Raw genomic sequence first — 20,487 nt, forward strand, 5'->3', positions numbered from 1 at the left:
CAATGAAAGTAATTCATCTCTTATGCTTACTGTTCATCACGGTGATAGCCGAAGCCACATCACCAGTAAAGGCTTTATTAGAGCGTATAGACAAAGGGGCTTCCGATAAATTTCTTATCGAACAGGTCAATTTTCCGGTCGATTTCTTCGAACTGGATCAGAAAGGAAACAAAGTCGTTATCCGTGGAAATAATCCGGTAAATATTGCGACGGGATTAAACTGGTACTTAAAATACTATGCCGGAATCCATCTTTCCTGGAATGGCATGCAGGCCACGCTTCCAGAAATTTTGCCTGCCGTCACCCAAAAGGAACGCCATGAAACAGAAGTGAAATATCGGTACGATTTTAATTATTGTACCTATTCGTACACTATGGCCTTTTGGGATTGGGAGCGTTGGGAAAAAGAAATTGACTGGATGGCCCTGCATGGGATCAATCTGCCGCTTGCTATGGTTGGGACAGATGGTGTCTGGTATAATGTGCTTAAAAAATTAGGATACAGTAAAGAAGAGATCGACGAGTTTATTGCCGGTCCCGGTTTTCAAGCCTGGTGGTTGATGAACAATCTGGAAGGGTGGGGAGGCCCCAATTCGGATAATTGGTATAAACAACAGATAGCTCTCCAGCAACGCATTTTAAAACGAATGCGTGAATATGGCATTGAACCCGTGCTCCCGGGTTATTCAGGCATGGTTCCTCATAATGCCAAAGAAAAATTGGGATTGAACGTATCCGATCCGGGATTATGGTGCGATTACCGCCGTCCGGCATTTTTGCTGCCGACCGATCCCCGTTTTCATGAAATAGCCTCGCTTTACTATAAAGAAATGAACAAGCTCTACGGCAAAGCCAACTTTTATAGCATGGACCCGTTCCATGAAGGAGGAAGTGTTGCCGGAGTAAACCTGGATGCTGCCGGAAAAGCAATCATGCAGGCAATGAAAAAAAATAATCCGAAAGCTGTTTGGGTCGCTCAGGCGTGGCAGGCAAACCCACGTTCTCAAATGATAGAGAACCTGAAAGCCGGTGATATGATTGTTTTGGACCTGTTTTCAGAAAGCCGTCCGCAATGGGGAGATCCTAAATCTACCTGGTATCGGAAAGAAGGGTTCGGACAACATGACTGGATTTACTGTATGCTGTTGAATTACGGAGGGAACATCGGATTACATGGAAAGATGAACCATGTGATCGATGAATTCTACAAAGCCAAGAAAAGTCCTTTTGGCAAAACATTGAAAGGTGTCGGCATGACCATGGAAGGAAGTGAGAATAATCCTGTCATGTTCGAATTGCTTACTGAACTACCCTGGCGTGCAGAAAAATTTGATAAAGACCAATGGATAAAGAATTATACGTTTGCCCGTTATGGGAAAACAAACAAGACGGTACAGGATGCCTGGATATTATTAAGTAATTCTATCTATAACTGTCCGTCCGAAAATGTGCAGCAAGGTACTCATGAATCTATTTTCTGTGCCCGCCCTTCCGAGCATCCGTATCAGGTATCCAGCTGGTCGGAAATGGAGGACTATTACGATCCGGAAGATGTGATACATGCGGCAGCTATGCTGGTTTCTGTGGCTGATCAATTTAAAGGGATTAATAACTTTGAATATGATCTGGTAGATATCGCTCGCCAGGCAATTGCAGAAAAAGGAAGGCGGATTGAAAAAGTGGTCGAAGCGGCTTATATTTCCGGTGATAAGTCTCTTTATAGAGCTTCCACAGAGCGTTTTCTGGCATTACTCCTGTTACAAGACGAATTGTTAGGGACTCGTCCGGAATTTAGAGTCGGTAACTGGATTCGACAAGCCCGTTCCATTGGTAATACTCCGGAAGAAAAAGATCTTTATGAATGGAATGCCCGGGTACAGATCACAACCTGGGGAAACCGGAATGCAGCAAATAACGGAGGGTTACGGGATTATGCCCACAAAGAATGGAATGGCATTCTGAAAGACTTTTATTATATGCGCTGGAAAACCTGGTTTGACCATCAACTTCAAAAGCTGGAAGGGAATAATCCTGCAGAGATAGATTTTTATGCATTGGAAGAACCTTGGACAAAAGCAACTAATTTTTATACCTGGAAACCGGAAGGAGACTGTATTCCAACTGTAAAACGTATCTTTGCGGAAGTATTTGAATAAAAACTTTTAATAATAACGCTATGCACTTAAGAAAAACACTTCTTCTATCCTTTCTGACTGTATTTTTCACATTATCATGTTGGGCCGGAAGCAAATACGAATCAAAAATCGCATCTTTAGAAGGTGAAAAATGGTGGGGAGGTATGGTTGCCTTAGGATCTCAAATGCCTTTTAAAGACAATCTCCGTCTATTCGATCTTGCCTCTGAAAACCTGAACAATCAGAATGTTCCTCTTCTTTTATCTTCTGAAGGAAGATATATCTGGAGTGAAAAACCATTCTCTTTCAAGATAGAGAATGGCAATTTACAAATCTTTTCAGAGTATGAAAGCTTGGAACCTGTATTGGCAGGTAATACATTAAGAGATGCTTATCTGGCTGCCTCAACCAAGTATTTTCCACCTTCGGGTCAATTACCGGATTCTTTGTTTTTCTCAATGCCACAGTATAATACATGGATTGAACTGATGTACAATCAGAACCAGGAGGATATACTGAAATATGCAGATAACATATTGAAAAACAAATTTCCGGTAGGAGTTTTTATGGTAGACGATAACTGGCAGAAACATTATGGAAATTTTGACTTCAAGCCGGAACGTTTTCCCGATCCGAAAGGAATGATCGACCAATTGCACAAAGACGGATTCCGCATTATGTTATGGATCTGTCCGTTTGTAAGTCCGGATGGCCCCGAATTCCGTGAATTGCAGCAAAAGGGATATCTGATCAAGAAAAAAGGTACCCAGCAAGCAGCGATAATCCCCTGGTGGAACGGGTATAGCGCTTGTTACGATCTTAGTAATCCGGGAGCGGCAGAACATTTGAAGCAACAGTTACGCAATATGCAGGAGAAATACGGTGTCGATGGTTTTAAATTCGATGCAGGTGATATAGGTCATTATAATGATCCGAGTCTGGAGTTTTATAATAAAGCAGCTACATCGGTCGATATGTGTGAATACTGGGCGAAAATAGGATTGGATTTTCCGTTTAACGAATACCGTGCCGGTTGGAAAATGGGAGGACAGGCTTTGGTCCAGCGTTTAGGAGATAAGGATTATTCCTGGAATGCTGTAGGGCTTCTTATTCCTGACATGATTGCAGCCGGCTTATTGGGATATGCTTATGCTTGTCCGGATATGATTGGCGGAGGCCAGTTCGGTTCTTTTTTGGGTGTCGATCAAACCAAACTGGATCAGGAACTGATCGTTCGTTCCTGCCAGGTCCATACATTAATGCCTATGATGCAGTTTTCTGTAGCTCCCTGGCGTATTCTCGATGAGAAACACCTGGCTATTTGCCGTGATTATGCTCATTTACATGAAAAGATGGGAAGTTACATTCTGGAACAAGCCCGCCAATCAGCTCAGACAGGCGAACCGATCCTCCGCCATATGGAATACGCATTTCCACATCAGGGATTTGTGGATTGCAAAGACCAGTTCATGCTGGGGGATAAGTATTTGGTAGCCCCGATCCTGACCAAAGAACATACCCGCAAAGTTATGTTGCCCAAAGGACAATGGAAAGACGATACAGGCAAAAAATTCCGTGGACCGAAAACGATTGAGGTGGAAGCTCCTTTGGAGAGGTTGCCTTGGTTTGAGAAGATAAAATAATCTGTACTATACAAAATGAGAGTGATTCGGTATCCAATCACTCTCATTATACATTTTACTCATTATACGCTTCTACAAGTAAATGGTAATTTCCCTTTTCTAATAGAGTTGTATCAAATTCGATATCAATATCTTTGGTCTCACCTTTCAACAGAGTGAAATAATTATCATTCATCATTATTGGAAGGATACGTTCCCCATCACCTGAGCGGACAGGAGTGACCCTGACACAGAATGCAATGGAAGAACCAACATTTTTTATAGTTGCATGAATAATATTTTTTTCTCCCTTTTTTTGTTTTTTTGATTTTACCGCTAATTTTGCTTTAGGCAAGTTATTCAGAGCCCGGTAATCTCCTTTTTCAGTCCCTTTCCAATAAAAATTATCCGAAAGAACTATACCCTTATTATCTGTCAGTTTCAATTTAATAAAATAGACGAGGGACAAGTCCGACTGTTGTTTTTCGGCTGGCAGCAAGAGATTAAAAGCGAGCGATGCCGTATTGGAAGGAGAGTTAATATCTGCTATCCGATTATATGTTTTTACCATCGAACCATTCAGGTTATAAATCTCGGCAATAGCTTTTAATCCTGTATAATTGTAAGAACTACTATTGATTACTTTTACTGAATTATCTACCGGACTCCACTGGATATGCAAAGGTTCACAAGCTTTTTTCACGCCCCAGTAAGCGCCGTTCAAATCATAATAGTAATCATATGTCTGCCAGACGAATGAAGGGTAAGCTGATTGGCTCATCCATGTCAATATTCCGGAAGCATCTTCCCACATATGATGCTGCCAGCCTTCATACATCGCTTTGTTTACTTCGAGGTTAAGAAGTTGTGCCTTCCGGCAGAAATCTTTTATACCGGTAGCATCGCCATAGTTTTCATTTACAGTAGAGAAATATTTGTCAGGGCTGGCATTTCCCGCAGAAGGTCCGAAGAAATGTTTATTCCACATTTCATTTCTAGGCCACCAATACTCTTCCGGTATGAATTTCTTGAAACTTTCAAATGTAGTAAATACAGCGGTTCCTATTTCCGTACGGAATCCCCATCCTTTCTGCGCATGGTCCCCAAAACCTCCCGGATATTTAGTGAAATACCAATCAGGTGTTCCATTAGTCCATGGACCGCTACCCGACAAGTCGAATTCGCGCGAATTAGCATGATAATAGCGGTCGTTACCATCATAGACTGCCACGTTTTCCTTTAACCAGCCATTTAACGGAGGTAAAGGAACTCCCTCATTATCTCCACACCAGACGGCTATACAAGGATGATTCCTCAAACGTTTGATTTTTTCTACGGCATTTTTATTGAATGCAAATACATCGTCCGGTAGATTCGGATGCGAATTTAACCAAAAATCATCCCATACCATAATACCATATTTGTCGCATGCCTCATAAAATTCCTCATCAGTGGTGGAGCCAATCCAGTTGCGTATCATATTATAGTGCATATCTTTGTGTAACTTGACTTTCAGGTCATATTCTTTCCCACGGCAACGAAGCATATATTCGCTCATGCCCCAGTTTCCACCTTTGACATAAATACGGGTCCCATTTACAGACAGATGAAATACACCACCTTCGTCGTCGTAGGAATATTCCCGGATACCGAAACTAAACTCCTGTTGATCAGAGACCTTATCATTTATGACATATTGAAGATCACAAGTATATAAGTTCGGTTCTCCATATCCGTTCGGCCACCAGAGTTCAGGTTTGTTTATATGCAGCTGTTCGCACCATTTACTATCTATTTGAAATGTCCGCTGTTTACCGGCATCAATATTAAACTCCTGGGAGAATTTAATATCACCAGGCTGAATAACACCTTTCAATATACCTTTTTGCTTTTCTCCCGTATGATTTTTTAATTCAAATTGCAATGACAGGTCTGCTTCATCCGGATTAGGGACCTTTGTCCGGACCCACGGATCGATTAAGGATACCGGACCGGAAGTCGAAATATATACATCATCCGTTATGCCGCTTAATAATCCGGGGACATAAGGCATCCAATCCCAGCTGGCACTCGATATATAAGTCGGACTTGCATAGTTTGGAATTGGTAAAGTCGGCCAGTATACCAGAACAGCCAAAACATTATTCCCTTCTTTCTTCAACAAATCAGTAATATCAAATTTACCTCTCTCCATAAAACCATCGAGTTCTCCAATGCGGTTTTCATTAAAGAATATCTCAGCCTTTCTATTTATCCCTTCAAAATTTAGCCAGATTTTTTCGCCAGCCGGTAATGAAGAAGTTGCAAATTCAGTTCTGTACCAGAAATTTCGGTCGTACTTGGACTTATCCACATTATAAGCATTATCTGCATAATTAGGATCTTTTTCCAGTCCGACTTCCACATACGAACCGAACACTGTTCCCGGAACAATCGCTTTTACCCAAGAGGAAATATCATACCCTTCTTTATAGATGGAAATACTGTCTTTTCCTATTTCTACTTGTGCTTTAACACGCCAATCGGCTATTTCTGCGGCACTATTAAGTGATAGCTTATCGGCTGTTGCCCCAGCTGAAAGTAGCGGGAGCAACATTCCGATAAAACCAAAGAGATGTTTTATCATATAAATGAATTGATTTTATTTTTGTGAAAGAGAGAAAGGGCGGTCGCTCAGTGCAGTACCTCGGTTCTTTTCCGGCTGGTTGCTCATTTCCAATTTGAGAACACCGCCATTGGTTATATCACTATATTTGATAAAGTTGCGCGTATGATTATTGCCGTTCAGGCTCGCACTTCGGATATAGACATTATCTTTACTATTGTTATTAGCCTCTATTATGAATTTATTTCCATTTTCCAAAGTAATTGTTGCCTTTGAGAATTTGGGACTCCCTAATACATATTCATCTGTTCCCGGGCAAACACTGTAAATACCTAAAGCACTTAGTACATACCAGGAAGACATGCCACCCTGATCTTCATCGCCGGGATAACCATTCTCCGTCCCATTATACAAACGGTCCATCACCTGACGAATCCAGTATTGGGTTTTCCATGGCTGACCAGCATAATTATAGAGGTAAATCATATGTTGAATAGGTTGATTCCCTTGTGCGTACTGTCCCATCTTTGCTAATTCCATCTCCAGCATTTCATGTATTTTCGTGCCATAAGTACCATATTTTATCGTATTAGGTACAGAAAATACAGAATCGATCTTTGCTACAAACTTTTCGTCCCCCCCCATCAGAGCTATCAGCCCTTTTACATCATGAAATACAGACCAGGTGTAATGCCAGGCATTTCCTTCACAGTATGGACCGCCCCATTCGTACGGATCGAAATCGGCCCAGGAACCGTCAATCTTTCGTCCGCGCATGAATCCGACTGAAGGGTCGTATACATTCTTGTAATTATACATTTGTTTACCGAATATATCCTGGTAAAATTTGTTTCCTGTCATTTTAGCCAACTGATAACCACAGAAATCATCATAGGCATATTCCAATGTCTGTGCTGTTGAACCCATGGATTCCGGATAAGGGATATAACCGATCTGATAATATTCTTTCCAGAGAAAACGTCCGTTGGCTCCCCCCCAAGGACCTTTGTTCATCGCTTCGTGTGCATAAGCTTTCAGAGCTTGTTCAGGATCGAAAGTTCTGATTCCTTTTGCCCAGGCATCGGCAAGCAAAGAAATAGCATGGTTACCAATCATACCGCCGGTTTCACTGGGTGCTGACCAGGATGGTAACCAGCCACATTGTTCTTGTGCGTCAAGCAATGCTTGCATATAGCGTCCTTGCATGGTTGGATGGAGAATGTTCGTCAGAGGGAACTGGGAACGGAATGTATCCCAAAAGCCGTTGTCTGTGAACATATATCCATCGTGAATCTTAGAATCGTAAGGGCTGAAATAGTAAGGTTCTCCATTCTCTTTTTCTTCATAGAATTTGTGAGAGAAGAGATTGGCACGGAACATACAAGAGTAAAATGTAGTCATATCTTCTTCTGTACCACCTTCTACCAATACACGATTTAACAAAGTATTCCATTCGTTCCTTGCAGCCTTTTTCGTATCTTCCAGCGATTTGTGATTCCCTAATTCACGTTGCAACGTAACCATAGCCTGTTCATGGCTAATATAAGAAGAGGTAACTTTAACCTGCACTTTTACTCCTTGCTTGAACTGGACATAAGCACCAACACCCGCACCGGAAGCAGCTAACTGACCACTTACTGTTTGATTGTCTTTATTATTCCATGTTCCGTATGCCGTAAAAGGTTTATCGAACTGGATAACAAAATAGTTCATGAACTCTTTCGGTACAAATGCACCATTGTTCACATAACCGGTAATTCGTTTGTTTTTCGGGTCTATCTTTACATCACTCATTTTCGTATAACCATCCAGAACTACATAAGCATCACCTGTAGAAGGATAGGAAAAGCGAAAATGGACAGAACGAGTTGTCGGAGACATTTCTGTAGTTATGCCATTATCAAATTTAACCTTATAGTAATGCGGACTACCTACCTCATTTTCGTGTTTGAAAGATAAAGCACGTTCTTCTTCACCAACAACCAGCTTTCCTAATACCGGCATTAAAGAGAATACGCCATAATCCCCCACCCACGGGCTACATTGATGAGTTTCCTGAAATCCACGTATAGTAGTAGCAGTATATTTATATTTCCATCCGTCTCCATTTTTACCTGTCTGTGGCGACCAGGCATGCATAGGATATGGTACGGCTGTTGTGGGATAGGTATTTCCCCAGCTAAGTTCATAAGTAGAGTTTGTTCCTTGCAATGTATTGACATATTTTACCAGATCTTTCTGTGCCGATACTTGCGAGGATATGCTTATTCCTGCAATCAATATGAGTGCTGTAAATAATCTTTTGATATTGGATTTGTTGTTTTTATTCATTTCGTATAGTTTGATTTTATTAATTATTACATGACCTGTTTATTTTTCAGTGAGACCTTTCCATGAATCCGTACGAAACGGAGAAGCGAGCAGTCCGTCACTATTTACCAGGTTATTGTCTGCCGGATTATTAGACCATCCATAACGGACTGCGACCGGTTCTTTGATTTCATCGTTGAAGACAATAACTTTCCCATCATGTATATAGGCCTGTGCCCATACAAATTTCCGGTCTGATCCGGCAATAGTAAAACCGTTGATATAGCTATATCTATTTTTATCACTGGTCGATAATCCTTTACCGACATTGGAGAAAGAAAGTATGATTTTATTTCCTTCCTTTTTCATTGACTCAAATACAGGACCGGCTCCCAAAACATCTTGCCCATAAGCAATTTTCAAGGCATTCTGAGCCAACCGCTTACCTACATCCTGTTTGTTTCTTGGATGAATGTCAAAAGCCTCCCCTATATCGGTAATTACAGCTTGTCCGGTTTTGTGCAAGCGTAAAGTCATATTTTGTGCTTCACGTAACTCAGCCCATTCACTTTCCTGAGGTTGTGCCTCTATAGCCATAAAGTTAGCTAACTGAACCCAGATAAAAGGGAACTCGTACCCCCATTGTTTACGCCAGTCATTAATCATTAGCGGAAACAATGAACGATATTGCCAGGCATGAGCAGCGTTATTTTCACCTTGATACCAAATTACCCCTTTAATGTTGTAACCGACCAAGGGACGTATCATGCCATTGTAAAGCAAAGACGAAAAGCTGTTAGGTCCGGAACCTGTGTTTGAAAAACCATAGGATGAACTAAGAACAGATGGTTTGTAACTCCATTCTCCCGCTAAAGGATATTTACGTCCAGCGACTTCCAGAAAAACCTCCTCATCTTTTGCAGACATGCCACCGATAGTACCTGTATCTGTCATACGCAAGGTAATTATGTTTTTTCCACTTTTCAATATACCGTCTTTAATGTGGTAGTTTCTGTTTGCAAACCAGAAATCAGTTCTTCCGACCTCAACACCATTCACATAGGTAATATCTCCGTCATCAATACCCCCCAACTGGATGTGGCCTTCCAAGCCGGCAGTTTCATCCGGCAAGTCAATCTCTGTTCTGAACCAGACTACCCCATCTTCATTTTTCAAATCACCGGACCAGATAGATGGGATATGAACCTTTTTCCAATCGGTCGTTTTCATAGTAGGAGCATACCATTTTTCGATCAATCCTTTATCTTTTTCCAGAGCCTTTTTGAAGCGTTCGATATCTTGCATAGAATAACCTAATGCTTTTTCCAACGTTTTACCTTTATAAGAGGCGTATACAGGGTTCTCCATAGCGGCCTCCCAACTTGTCCAGGTTTCAATATCGGTACCTCCCCAGGAAGAATGGATTAACCCGACAGGGACATCCAACTCTTTCTCTAAAGCTTGTCCGAAGAAATAAGCGACAGCAGAGAATGTAGGGCTTGTCAATGGGTTACATTCTTCCCATGAAGTTTCTTGTATATCGTCGCACTCATTCGTTTGTATCGTTTTAGGAACTGTAAGTAAACGGATTTGCTTATTTTCCGACTGTCGAATAGCCTCTTCCGCATTATGTGCTCCACTCAGATTAAATTCCATATTGGATTGCCCGCTACACAACCAGACATCTCCAATCAGAATATTATCTAATGCAATAGTATTATCATGGCCTTTCACCGTCATACTAAAAGGACCTCCATATCTCATAGAGGGTAGTTCTACCTGCCAGCGACCATGCTGATCTGCTTTTGCCGTTATACTCGTTCCGTTGAATGAAACAGTAACGGTTTCTTTTTTATCCGCTTTTCCCCAGATATGAATAGGCATATCCCGTTGAAGTACCATATTATCGGAGAAGAAATGCGGCAGGCTGACAGTAGCCTGCATAAAGCTGCTGAACAATAAGCCTACAGCTAATAATGATGGTTTGATAATCTTTCTCATATTTATCGTTTATGTTATTTGTTGCTAATTTATTCCCCATTCTTGATTAGGAGCAGCTCCTACTTCTATTTCTAAAGCTCCTCCTGCTATTATTTCCTGATAGTCGATGTGGCACTTTGTATATGTTTTGCCATTTAACCGTGCGGATTGGATGTACACGTTTTCAGGTGAATTATTCCGCACCTGAATTGTAAACGTTTTACCTTTCCCAACCTGTATGACAATATGATCAAATAATGGCGTTGTAATTTCAAAACGAGTTTCTCCAGGGCAGACTGGATGAATGCCGCAAGCAGTCAATACATACCAGGCAGACATTTGGCCAACATCTTCATTTCCAACTAATCCTTCGACAGCATTTTTATAGGCTTTTTCGCAGATAAAACGACTCCATTTCTGAGTTTTCCAGGGCTCTCCCAGACGATTGTACAGGAGGGGAACATGATGTACCGGTTCATTTGCATGGTTATAATAACTGTTCCACAAAAAATCGGGAGGTGTTTTTTCAAACATATTATCGAGATCTGTAATCACAACGCCTCTTCCTCCTTTTAAGGTAACCAAACCCTCGATATCATGTGGAACAAACCAACCTTGTTGTAATTCGTTACATTCCATGCAGCCATACCATTCCTGTAAACATCCTTCTTTCGGCCATGCAACAAAAGAGCCGTCTTCTTGCCGGGGGCGAAAGCTTTTCTTTTCAGGATCATAGATGTTGCGGTATGCCTGCGAACGTTTACGATACTTCTCCTGGTCCTCCTTTTTCCGGAGCTGACGCGCCAATTCCGACAGACACCATTCTGTATATCCGTATTCCAATGTTTTGGATATTCCTATTGGGTCTGGTGTATATCCCAGTTCCCCGTTCCCAAATTTTTCAGAAGAGTTAACGGCATATTGGTAGGCCTTTTCTATATCATATTTCCGGATACCTTTCGCATAAGCATCTGCCAATACTGAAATGGCCGGATTACCCAACATACACCCGCTATAAGCATTCAATAATTCCCAACGTTCGTAATATTCCTTTCCACTTTGTTCTGCTAACACAATTAATGAATTTAATAAATCATCAATTAATTGTGGATTGATAATCGTCTGTAAAGGCATCTGGCTACGGAAAACATCCCATCCACTGAATATAGTCCGTTTGGTAAATGAATCGGAAATATAAACTTTTCCATCTGCTCCCGGATATTCTCCATTTACGTCGGAAAAAATACGGGGATCAATCATTGTATGGTAAAGTGAAGTATAGAAAATTGTCTTTTGCTCTTCGTTTTTACCTTCTACTGAAATTTTATCTAATGCCTTATCCCATAAAATACGACTATTATCATATACCTGACTAAAATCCCAATCCTGTATTTCAGCTTTCAGATTCTTTTCAGCGCCTTCAGGGCTGGTAAAAGAAATCCCTGCCTTCAACAATATCTGTTCATCCTTTTGCGTTTCAAACTCGGAGTAAAAACCCAGATGTTTCCCTTTAAATTCTTTTACGCCCGGTATAATTTTTGCATCAGCAATCAATTGCTGATATGCATCACTTTCTATGTTTTCCCTTTTGCGGGGTTGATCATCGGGTATATCGGCACTCCATACTCCATAGTTTTTTAACGGTTTGGAGAACTGAGCATAAAAGTATACGGTATAATTTGCTTTCCCTTCTCCATTACCCCAGCCTCCGCCATCCGGCGTACATATCATTTTTCCGGCAATTGTATGTTTATCCAACACCTCCACTTCCTGCCAGGTAGAGGTTCCGCCTACACGGTGCGCCAGGTCGATCTGGATACGCGACTGCTTACCAGCAGGGAAAGTAAAACGAAGCATTCCGCTATGTGGAGCGGCTGTTGCTTCCGTACGAATATTATAATCGCTTAGAAGAACCGAATAATATCCCGCTTTTGCCTGTTCTGATTTTTTATCATAACGGGAACGGTAACCTGCATCCGGATTATCCGGTTTACCGGAATTAGTTTTCAATGGTCCGGTAGTAGGCATTACCAGAAAGTTTCCCAGATCCCCGAACCAGCCAACCCCACTCATTTGGGTGAAGGCAAAGCCTTCGATGCTCTTATGTTCATAACTATATCCTGAACCGTTATCTCCTCCGGTAATCGTGTTGGGACTTACCTGAACCATACCATAAGGAGTCGTTGCCCCCGGAAAAGTTTTTCCTAGCCCATGATAAGCTCCCGCCGCATCTACATTCGTACTAGCCCCGACAAACGGGTTGACATAATCCGATAGATGCAAAGATATTTCCGCCTGGTTGGCTACAGAGTTACAACCGACCAATGCGGTACTGACTAGAATACCTAATAGTTTATACATCTGAAGGTCTATTTTTATTATTGTTTAATTCTGAATGTCTTAATCCCGAATTGAGGAATATCAAAAGACAAAATCTGCCGGTTCTTATCTTTCCGGTAAGAATAATCTTTTATCTTTTCATTTTCCAGATTTATTTCTTCAACAGAAGCCGGAATAAACGGTAGTATAAAGGATTTCATTCCGCTTGTCCCCTCATTATAAAGACGGACAATCAAATTATCCCCGTCGTAATAAGCAGTACTCAAAAGTAAATCCTTATCCGGTATACTTAATAAAGAAGCAGATGGTTTATCCGAAGTCGCATACAAGGCAACCAATGGTTCTCCCCTTCTGGCATTTTCAAAAGATATATGGGCTTCATTCCACATACCTCTATGAGGTAGAAAGCTGTAATTGATTTCCGTCTGTTCCTTTATGGCATAATCCCGCCCCCACAGTCCTCCACCAGAATACTGGACAGTCAGTCCCAACGGATAGTCTTCTCCATGCAAATAGCTGGTTGTATGGTCTGTAAATAGACAGAAAGCCTGATCATTCTGTTTGTCGTACAAATCCACCCAATTCAGGATGACATTATTCTTTATACTGTCCCAACGATTGAAAAAAGTATTTTTCAATTTACTTTCGCAGACATCGAAGGGTGCATTTTTGTAAACCTGCTTATGACCCGGAAGAACGGGGAAAAGCAGATGTAATTTATAACGATCATCATAATAAGTCTTACGAGATTCCTGCATTTTGCTGGTTTCTTTCCGTTCTCCAATCCTGGTATTACCTTGCCAACTAATTATCAAACGACAATCAATCCGGGGGTCTCCTTTCTTTAATGTCAAATATTGTGTAAACGGATGTCGTCCTATTTTCCCTTTGATGGAAACAGTCGTTATCAGAGCCCCATCCACTTCTACAGATACATTGGCCGGAGTTGAGGAGGAAGATAAAAAGCCTCCTTCTTCATAAAAGTTACCACGCAGCTCGTTGAAAGCATAACCTGCCTGATTGTCTATCCATTCTTTCTTTTCTTTTTTACTGTAGAGAGATGTGATTGTACCACCTTTTTCCGGGTCAATTTCTATCCGATACAAATCATTCTCTACAAGTAAGTGGTTATTTGCTAACCTTTTGGTTTGTATCTCTTTACTCTTTGAAACCTTACCTTCTTTCAGGGAAAAAGAAGTATATCCCATTGCGGGGACATCCGCCATAAATACGATTTCATTTTTTGATATTTTCTGATAAGGAACCGTTTTACCAGAAATATTTTTCACAACAAATGGAATGGAAGTCCAGGGAGTATTTAATTTACAATGGACTAACTCCTTACGATTTATTCCAGCCGTATTATATATTTGTATCGTTGAGTCATCTCTTTGTTGGGGAGCAATCAGCTGATCACATATGTTATTACTTTCAGTTGTATATAAACGTACGTTCTCCGCCCAGGTTTTTCCAGTACTTCCCATGTTATTGTAAGGTACAATCCAGCAATCGTGATGTTGTGACATCAATAAGTTACGCCATGCCCTGTCGAGCGCTTTATTATCCCAGGCTTTCCGATCGTAAAACCTCTGTAGAGTAGCTATTTTTTCGGTCTGTATCAGTTTTTGTTCGGTAACTCGTATTTCCTGCGACAGCTTTTGGAGCACCTGGCTTCCCCACATCAAAGAAACCAGCACATCCTCCTGGCTGACTCTCCAGTCCTTAGCAGGAAGTCTGTCTGTTACCTTGTTTAAATAATCAGTCCATAGAGTATAAGTTCCGGAAGATTTTTCAGGGGCTCCGAGCCAAGGTCCGTTTTTCCATCCGGCATCCTGATAACACATACCTATCGGATATGCTATACCACCTTCTTTACAGGCATTCAGGTATTTGGAGGAATTGTTCCATGCGGTTGTCTGCCAAGTGGAGTTATCTTCCAGTTTTTCCACACTATAACGGGGAATGGTCAGCATTTGAGTATTGTCCGGACCGATCCAGTTCACTAAGTCATCTCCGTAAGCTATCATATATCCTCCATAGCAAGTATCCGGGTTCTTCAATACAGCATACCGGAAACCAAACAAACGGAGTATTTGTGGCAACGCACTGGTGAAGCAGGGCTCTTCCACGGCATATGTGTGGAATGAAAGTGTAGGAAAATGAACCCTCAACAGGTTCATACCATAAGAAAACTGCCGTATCAGGCTTTCCCCCGAGATATTGTAACAATAAGGTTGTGAATAGGTGGGGTTAGTGAATTCAATAAGCCGTCCGTCTTCTTTCGCCAGGAATTGTTGAAACTCTCTATATGTATCCGGTACCCAAACTTTAACAGAGTCAAATGTTTCCGGTTCCAATTCCAGATTAATCCGCCAGCCCGGATATTCTTTCAGTTTATCCATCATGAATGCAGTTTGCCATTTAGGGTAATGTCCGAACACACCTCCGTGATATCCGTCGGCAAAATAGACAGACTGGGCATGTAATCCTCCTAACCCTATCAGGGTAATAAGTGATGATACGATTTGCTTTCTCATGGTACTAACTGTTGGTCTGTTTTCACTTTTACATCTGTATTAATTCAATTCTTCTGATTTTGGGTTGAGCGATCGAATAAATCATGTTTACAAGTACCTCCATTTCTTTATTCCATGCTTCGCGTATTTCAGGATGCATCGCTTTGGTGAAATTATCAATATGTCCCTGCAAGAAAATGTTGGCATTCAGATTGGCTCGAATAGAATCCATCGCTACATGATTATCGGCAAACAGAAGTCCTTTATCTTTCAAAATAGCAAATTCAGTCCAGGCATATTCTCGAAAACGTTTTTCTATTTCCCAACGTTCTTCGTTCAGATGCATGATTTTTACTGCTTGTTGATATTGGGGCGTCTGGGTCAACTCCGCCATATTGATACCTTTAGCCAGGTCTCCCGCGGGAAAAGTTGCCATTTCTTCTCCGTCAATTTTCAGGGTATAATTGCCTTTCAAACCTTTAACCCGCAACACTTCCTGATTAATATCCTGTATAAGAGGCACATATTGAGAAGCCATCGACTGACTCCTTTTTTTACCCCAACCACGTGGTACTGTATCTAAAGGATAAGGCAAAGCTTTTGCCAGGTAGCTAAAAGAGAGGTTACCGTTTTGGTTTTCCACATTACTAATGTAACAATTGTTTTGCGTTTCTACTCTTTTGTTTGTAGCATTTACACAAATTTCAGCGACTGACTTTCCGGCAAGTCCCTGTGATTTAAGAAAGAAATAAGCCATCAGCATATTCCCATCGTTATCCGGGTGGATACGGTCTCCCTGCATTAAAGTGAACTCAGGATTCTTCGCTTGTTGTTCTGCGTTGATTTGTAAAATGGGGTTATGGAAATCAACGAAGGCCCAGTTGTTTTTCTTCGCAGCATCAATCTGCATGCCTATAATTTTCCGAATTGTTTCATTTTTGTTCGGGAACGGTTTATTATCCGCATTTTTCCAGGTTTCATCGTAAGGAGAACCTCCTATCAAAACCACTTCCGTTTCCGGATGTCCTTTCATTATTTTCTGCATAGCCTGAAACGTGGTATCCACTCTTTGTAGTTGCTTTTCAACAAACTGAGCTGCATCATCCCGGAAGTATTCATAATAACCGCTGTCATTCATCCCAAACGTCAAAGTCAGAACAGTCGGCTTTTTTGCATACGCATCTTCTTCCAGACGCTTGAGCATATCCCAGGATGCGTCCCCTCCGATACCTGCACTATACATTTGCATACGCTGATCCGGAAAACGGGTCATATAATATAACCAGATATAAGAATGGTAATGTCCTCCTTCGGTAATACTATTTCCAACGAAGACCACCCGGTCGCCAGCTTTAAACGGTTCCGGAGCTTTTTGGGCAGACAAAAATTGCACAGCCAATAAAGCTGAAGCTATTAATACTATTAATTGTTTCATTTTCATTAAAATTCTAATTGTTTGTCGGAAACTGCAACAGCTACAAATGAGTCTGCACAGCCGTAATATAGATACCATTTGTTTTTATAATATACCAGCCCTTCGATAAAAACAGTTCCTGCTGGGTACTGGCCACTTTTTTCAAAATCATCCGTAGGTTGCAGGAATGGTTTATCCAGGCGGGCTATTACTTTTGTCGGATCTTTCTGATCGAACAAAACCTGACCTGCACAATAAGAGTTGGCTGGATAAGCGGTGTCCCCTTCGGTTCCGGCTCTGTTTTTCCCGTTGTATAATAACAGAATGCCTTTCTTGGTAAGGATGGCGGGAGGACCACATTCCGTTAAATGGCTATCAAATTTACCTGGACGGGGAGAGAATAGCTTCAACAAATTACCATCTTTATCTACAAGCGGTTCCCAGTCCGTCAGATTATCGGAGGTTGCAGCATATACATTCTGTTCTCCCCAATACATGAAATATCTGCCATTGATCTTTGTAATAACTTGTTTATTCCCCTTTAGTGTGGTTACGATAGAGGCAGATTTAGACGGTTCGTCATAAAATCGACCTTCATATGCTTTGCCAAATGCCGGCCCGTGTTTTGTCCAGTTTACTAAATCTTTGGATGTAGCAACAGCAAGACGGGGTACTTTTCGGTTCCATTGTGTATATAGTAATACATATGTACCATCTTCAGTCATTGCTACACGTGGATCTTCCGTTCCTCCAGGACACTCATTCGCTTCTTGCGAATCTTTCGCAGGGTAGAATGCAGGGGTAGTTTTCCTTGTAAAATTAAGCCCATCAACAGAGGTTGCATATCCTAAACGAGATGTTCTGGAACCAATCCCCTGTGCCGAATTATCCTCTGCACGGTAAAGAACGACAATTTCATTCTTGTAAATAGTTGCGGCCGGATTGAATGTGTCGCTTTCTTCCCAGGCAACAGAGTCTTCCCGCATCGGACAGTAAAACTTTGTACTTCCCTGCGGAGAGATAATCGGATTCTTACCGGCTGGGCGTTCGAAACCATCCAGACACCAGTCTGTAGTGTCTACTGCGACAGTTTCTGTACTTTTCTTTTTCATTTCGCATGAAGTGAATGCTATTGCCAGCAGTAAGCCGACAGAGATAATCATAATACCTTTATTCATGGATATCTTTTTTTTATTTAATTAGTAGATAACAGATACAATTTATCACACAACTGTTTTTAGACTTACAATATTATAATATATATCTGTTATTAAGCCTCTACTCTTGACCTTCTTCGTGTAATTGTATCATTTTTTCTTTCTTATGACAGGATAGACTGCTTAATTTCCAAAAGAAGGTGGAGTTACTGAAGTTCCCCATGCCTTATTCGGTTTCGGGGACAGCGAATATTCGAGTATTCCGCCATTTTTAATGTCATTCCAGTCAATCCAAGTCGAATCAGATCTTTTCCCGTTTACTTTCAAAGCCTGTATATATTCTTTCCTTTCGTCCCCACCTTTTATCACTAAATCCCCATCTGCCAAATGCAATATAATTTCAGGAAAAAAGGGACTGTTAATGGAAAAACCTCCAACTCCGGGTATTTCAGGGAAAAGACCGATATTGGCAAATACATACCAAGCCCCCATCGAACCCAAATCATCATTTCCGGGAAGTCCATCCGGACGGCTATTGTACTGTTCATCCAATACTTTACGGATGATATGCTGTGCTTTATAAGGTGCCCCCACCCAATTATAAATCCAGGGAATCTGGAAACTGGGTTCATTACCCGAAGCAAACCATTCATCTCCATAACTGGCATCCAGGCGGTGAAATAATTCGTCCAAACGTTTTTCTCCTTCTTGTTTGCCTCCGATTATTTGAAGCAATCCTTTCAGATCGTAAGGAACCATCCAGAAATAATTTTTGTAAGTAGATTCACGCCAATCGTCACCCTGTTTCTTCCAGGAACCATCTTCGTTGCGGGAACGGAGCCAATTAGTTTCTTTATCATACAAATTCTTCCATTTCATGGCACGGTTGGTATAATAATTGCAGACAGGTTCATCGTTGCAAGCCTGGAGCGCATATCTTCCAATCGCAAAATCGGAAGAGGTATATTCCAGCATGGCAGAAGCATCATAATACCCTTTTTCAAGATACTGTTCGAGACCGGGACGGGTCAATACACCCTGTGAATTGGCTCCCGGCACTTCTGCTCCATAACGCATCGTTTTCAGTATACTGCGTGTATCGTAATTTCTGGCACCGAAAGCATAAGCATTCGCAATCAGAATAGGTGTAGGATCTCCTTGCATAATACCAGTCTCAATATTTGCCAGAACCCAACGGGGAAATCCACCTCCTGAACGAATGGCAAATAACTGATGCGACATGACAATATCGGAAGTAACATTGGGAGCCAGCATGGCGATCAATTGAGTTTGTGTGCGGTAAGTATCCCAATTACTGAAAGAGGTATAATATTTACGTTCGGATTTATAAACTTTATTATCTGAACCCATATATTCACCGTTCACATCACTACAAACGTTGGGATGGATAAATGAATGGTATAAATGCGTATAGAATTGTGAGACACGGTCTTCATTATTTCCCTTTACTTCAATTTTTCCCAAATACTGATTCCATTTATTGGCTGCCGATTGTTTTACAGAGGAGAAGTTCCACGCCGGATTTTCTGTTTTCAGATTTTCTCTTGCATTTTCGACCGAAACATAAGATACTCCGATCTTATATAAAACCTCTTTCTTCTTATTAAGGTCGAAAGTGAAATAAACCCCGGAGTTTTTACCTTCCGCAAATTTCTCCCCGGGAAGTAAGCGTTCATTTTTCCATACACCTAACGATACGGAAGAAGCATCGAATTCTGCAACGAAATAGACTTTATAGGGAGTAGGAAATCCGCAAAAAGCGCCCCCGTCAGCATAACCTTCGCAGGAAGTAGGAGAAGTTATTGAAATGGCAGCAACCTGAATCGGCGTTGCAGCTACACCACCACCTATAATAATCGTTCCTCTATTTTCATTTGCTGAAAAAGAATATTTAGCCATTCCGGTTCTTTCCGTAACCGTTAATTCAGCCTGTATACTGTCGTTGACACAGGTTGCATAATATCCTGCCGTACCTTTTTCTTTGGTGAGAGATGCCCGCAGATTTATAATACTGTCCGGAGATGTCCTCAGTTCACCGGATAACGGTAGAGTCGGAAAATTACCCATATGGTCGCAACCCGCCCCACTCAACTGGTTGATAACAAATCCCAGTTGCTTTGAGAAATAAGTAGGCGTAAATTGTACCATCCCGAATGGATAAGTAGCTCCCGGATACAAATATCCCGAAGACCAGCCATTCCCCTGAGTTCCGATTAAAGTATTTACTTTCCCGCTATAATCCTGCGCCTGTAAAACAGCCGGCCAAAGAGATAAAACCTGTATTGCAACAGACAGGAAAAATGTATATAACTGTTTTCTCATGTTATTTTTATAATAGAAAATCGTTTTACTTAGAAATATACCTCCCCGGTATCCGATGTTTCCAT

General features: G+C 41.3%; 10 protein-coding genes. 2 read left to right on the top strand and 8 right to left on the bottom strand.

Annotated elements, in window-relative coordinates; genetic code table 11:
* The first annotated feature begins 2 nt into the window (after positions 1-2).
* Both IEY67_RS00380 and IEY67_RS00385 read left to right on the top strand, forming a co-directional pair.
* Positions 3-2,156, top strand: coding sequence for an alpha-N-acetylglucosaminidase (locus tag IEY67_RS00380; protein ID WP_183670500.1), 2,154 nt, complete (start codon positions 3-5; stop codon positions 2,154-2,156).
* Between the two features lie 20 nt (positions 2,157-2,176).
* Positions 2,177-3,778: a glycoside hydrolase family 31 protein gene (locus IEY67_RS00385; protein WP_183670498.1), complete on the top strand. Its 1,602-nt coding sequence runs from the start codon at positions 2,177-2,179 to the stop codon at positions 3,776-3,778.
* A gap of 55 nt (positions 3,779-3,833) precedes the next feature.
* Here the strand turns inward: IEY67_RS00385 and IEY67_RS00390 are convergent, their stop codons facing one another.
* The 8 genes from IEY67_RS00390 to IEY67_RS00425 all read right to left on the bottom strand — a co-directional run bounded on the left by IEY67_RS00390 (position 3,834) and on the right by IEY67_RS00425 (position 20,422).
* Positions 3,834-6,383 carry a glycoside hydrolase family 2 protein gene (locus tag IEY67_RS00390; protein WP_122375206.1) on the bottom strand — a complete coding sequence of 850 codons (2,550 nt, stop codon included), beginning with the start codon at positions 6,381-6,383 and terminating at the stop codon, positions 3,834-3,836.
* Positions 6,384-6,398: 15 nt separating this feature from the next.
* Entirely contained in the window at positions 6,399-8,693 is a 2,295-nt protein-coding gene (locus tag IEY67_RS00395) for a GH92 family glycosyl hydrolase (RefSeq protein ID WP_183670496.1), read from the bottom strand.
* Between the two features lie 39 nt (positions 8,694-8,732).
* The gene (locus IEY67_RS00400; RefSeq protein WP_183670494.1) at positions 8,733-10,673 is read right to left on the bottom strand and encodes a sialate O-acetylesterase; all 1,941 of its coding nucleotides are present in this window, start codon (positions 10,671-10,673) and stop codon (positions 8,733-8,735) included.
* Positions 10,674-10,697: 24 nt separating this feature from the next.
* The gene (locus IEY67_RS00405; RefSeq protein WP_183670492.1) at positions 10,698-13,013 is read right to left on the bottom strand and encodes a GH92 family glycosyl hydrolase; all 2,316 of its coding nucleotides are present in this window, start codon (positions 13,011-13,013) and stop codon (positions 10,698-10,700) included.
* Positions 13,014-13,030: 17 nt separating this feature from the next.
* The gene (locus tag IEY67_RS00410; RefSeq protein WP_183670490.1) at positions 13,031-15,529 is read right to left on the bottom strand and encodes a glycoside hydrolase family 38 C-terminal domain-containing protein; all 2,499 of its coding nucleotides are present in this window, start codon (positions 15,527-15,529) and stop codon (positions 13,031-13,033) included.
* 28 nt (positions 15,530-15,557) lie between these two features.
* Positions 15,558-16,943 (bottom strand): SGNH/GDSL hydrolase family protein, encoded by a 1,386-nt coding sequence (locus IEY67_RS00415; protein ID WP_122375245.1) that lies wholly within the window; start codon positions 16,941-16,943, stop codon positions 15,558-15,560.
* A 5-nt stretch (positions 16,944-16,948) separates the two neighbouring features.
* Positions 16,949-18,100 carry a beta-1,2-mannosidase gene (locus IEY67_RS00420; RefSeq protein WP_122375211.1) on the bottom strand — a complete coding sequence of 384 codons (1,152 nt, stop codon included), beginning with the start codon at positions 18,098-18,100 and terminating at the stop codon, positions 16,949-16,951.
* A gap of 162 nt (positions 18,101-18,262) precedes the next feature.
* Positions 18,263-20,422, bottom strand: coding sequence for a GH92 family glycosyl hydrolase (locus IEY67_RS00425; RefSeq protein ID WP_183670488.1), 2,160 nt, complete (start codon positions 20,420-20,422; stop codon positions 18,263-18,265).
* Between the last annotated feature and the right edge of the window lie 65 nt (positions 20,423-20,487).

Origin of the sequence: Parabacteroides faecis, assembly GCF_014647375.1 — a bacterium.
GTDB lineage: Bacteria > Bacteroidota > Bacteroidia > Bacteroidales > Tannerellaceae > Parabacteroides > Parabacteroides faecis.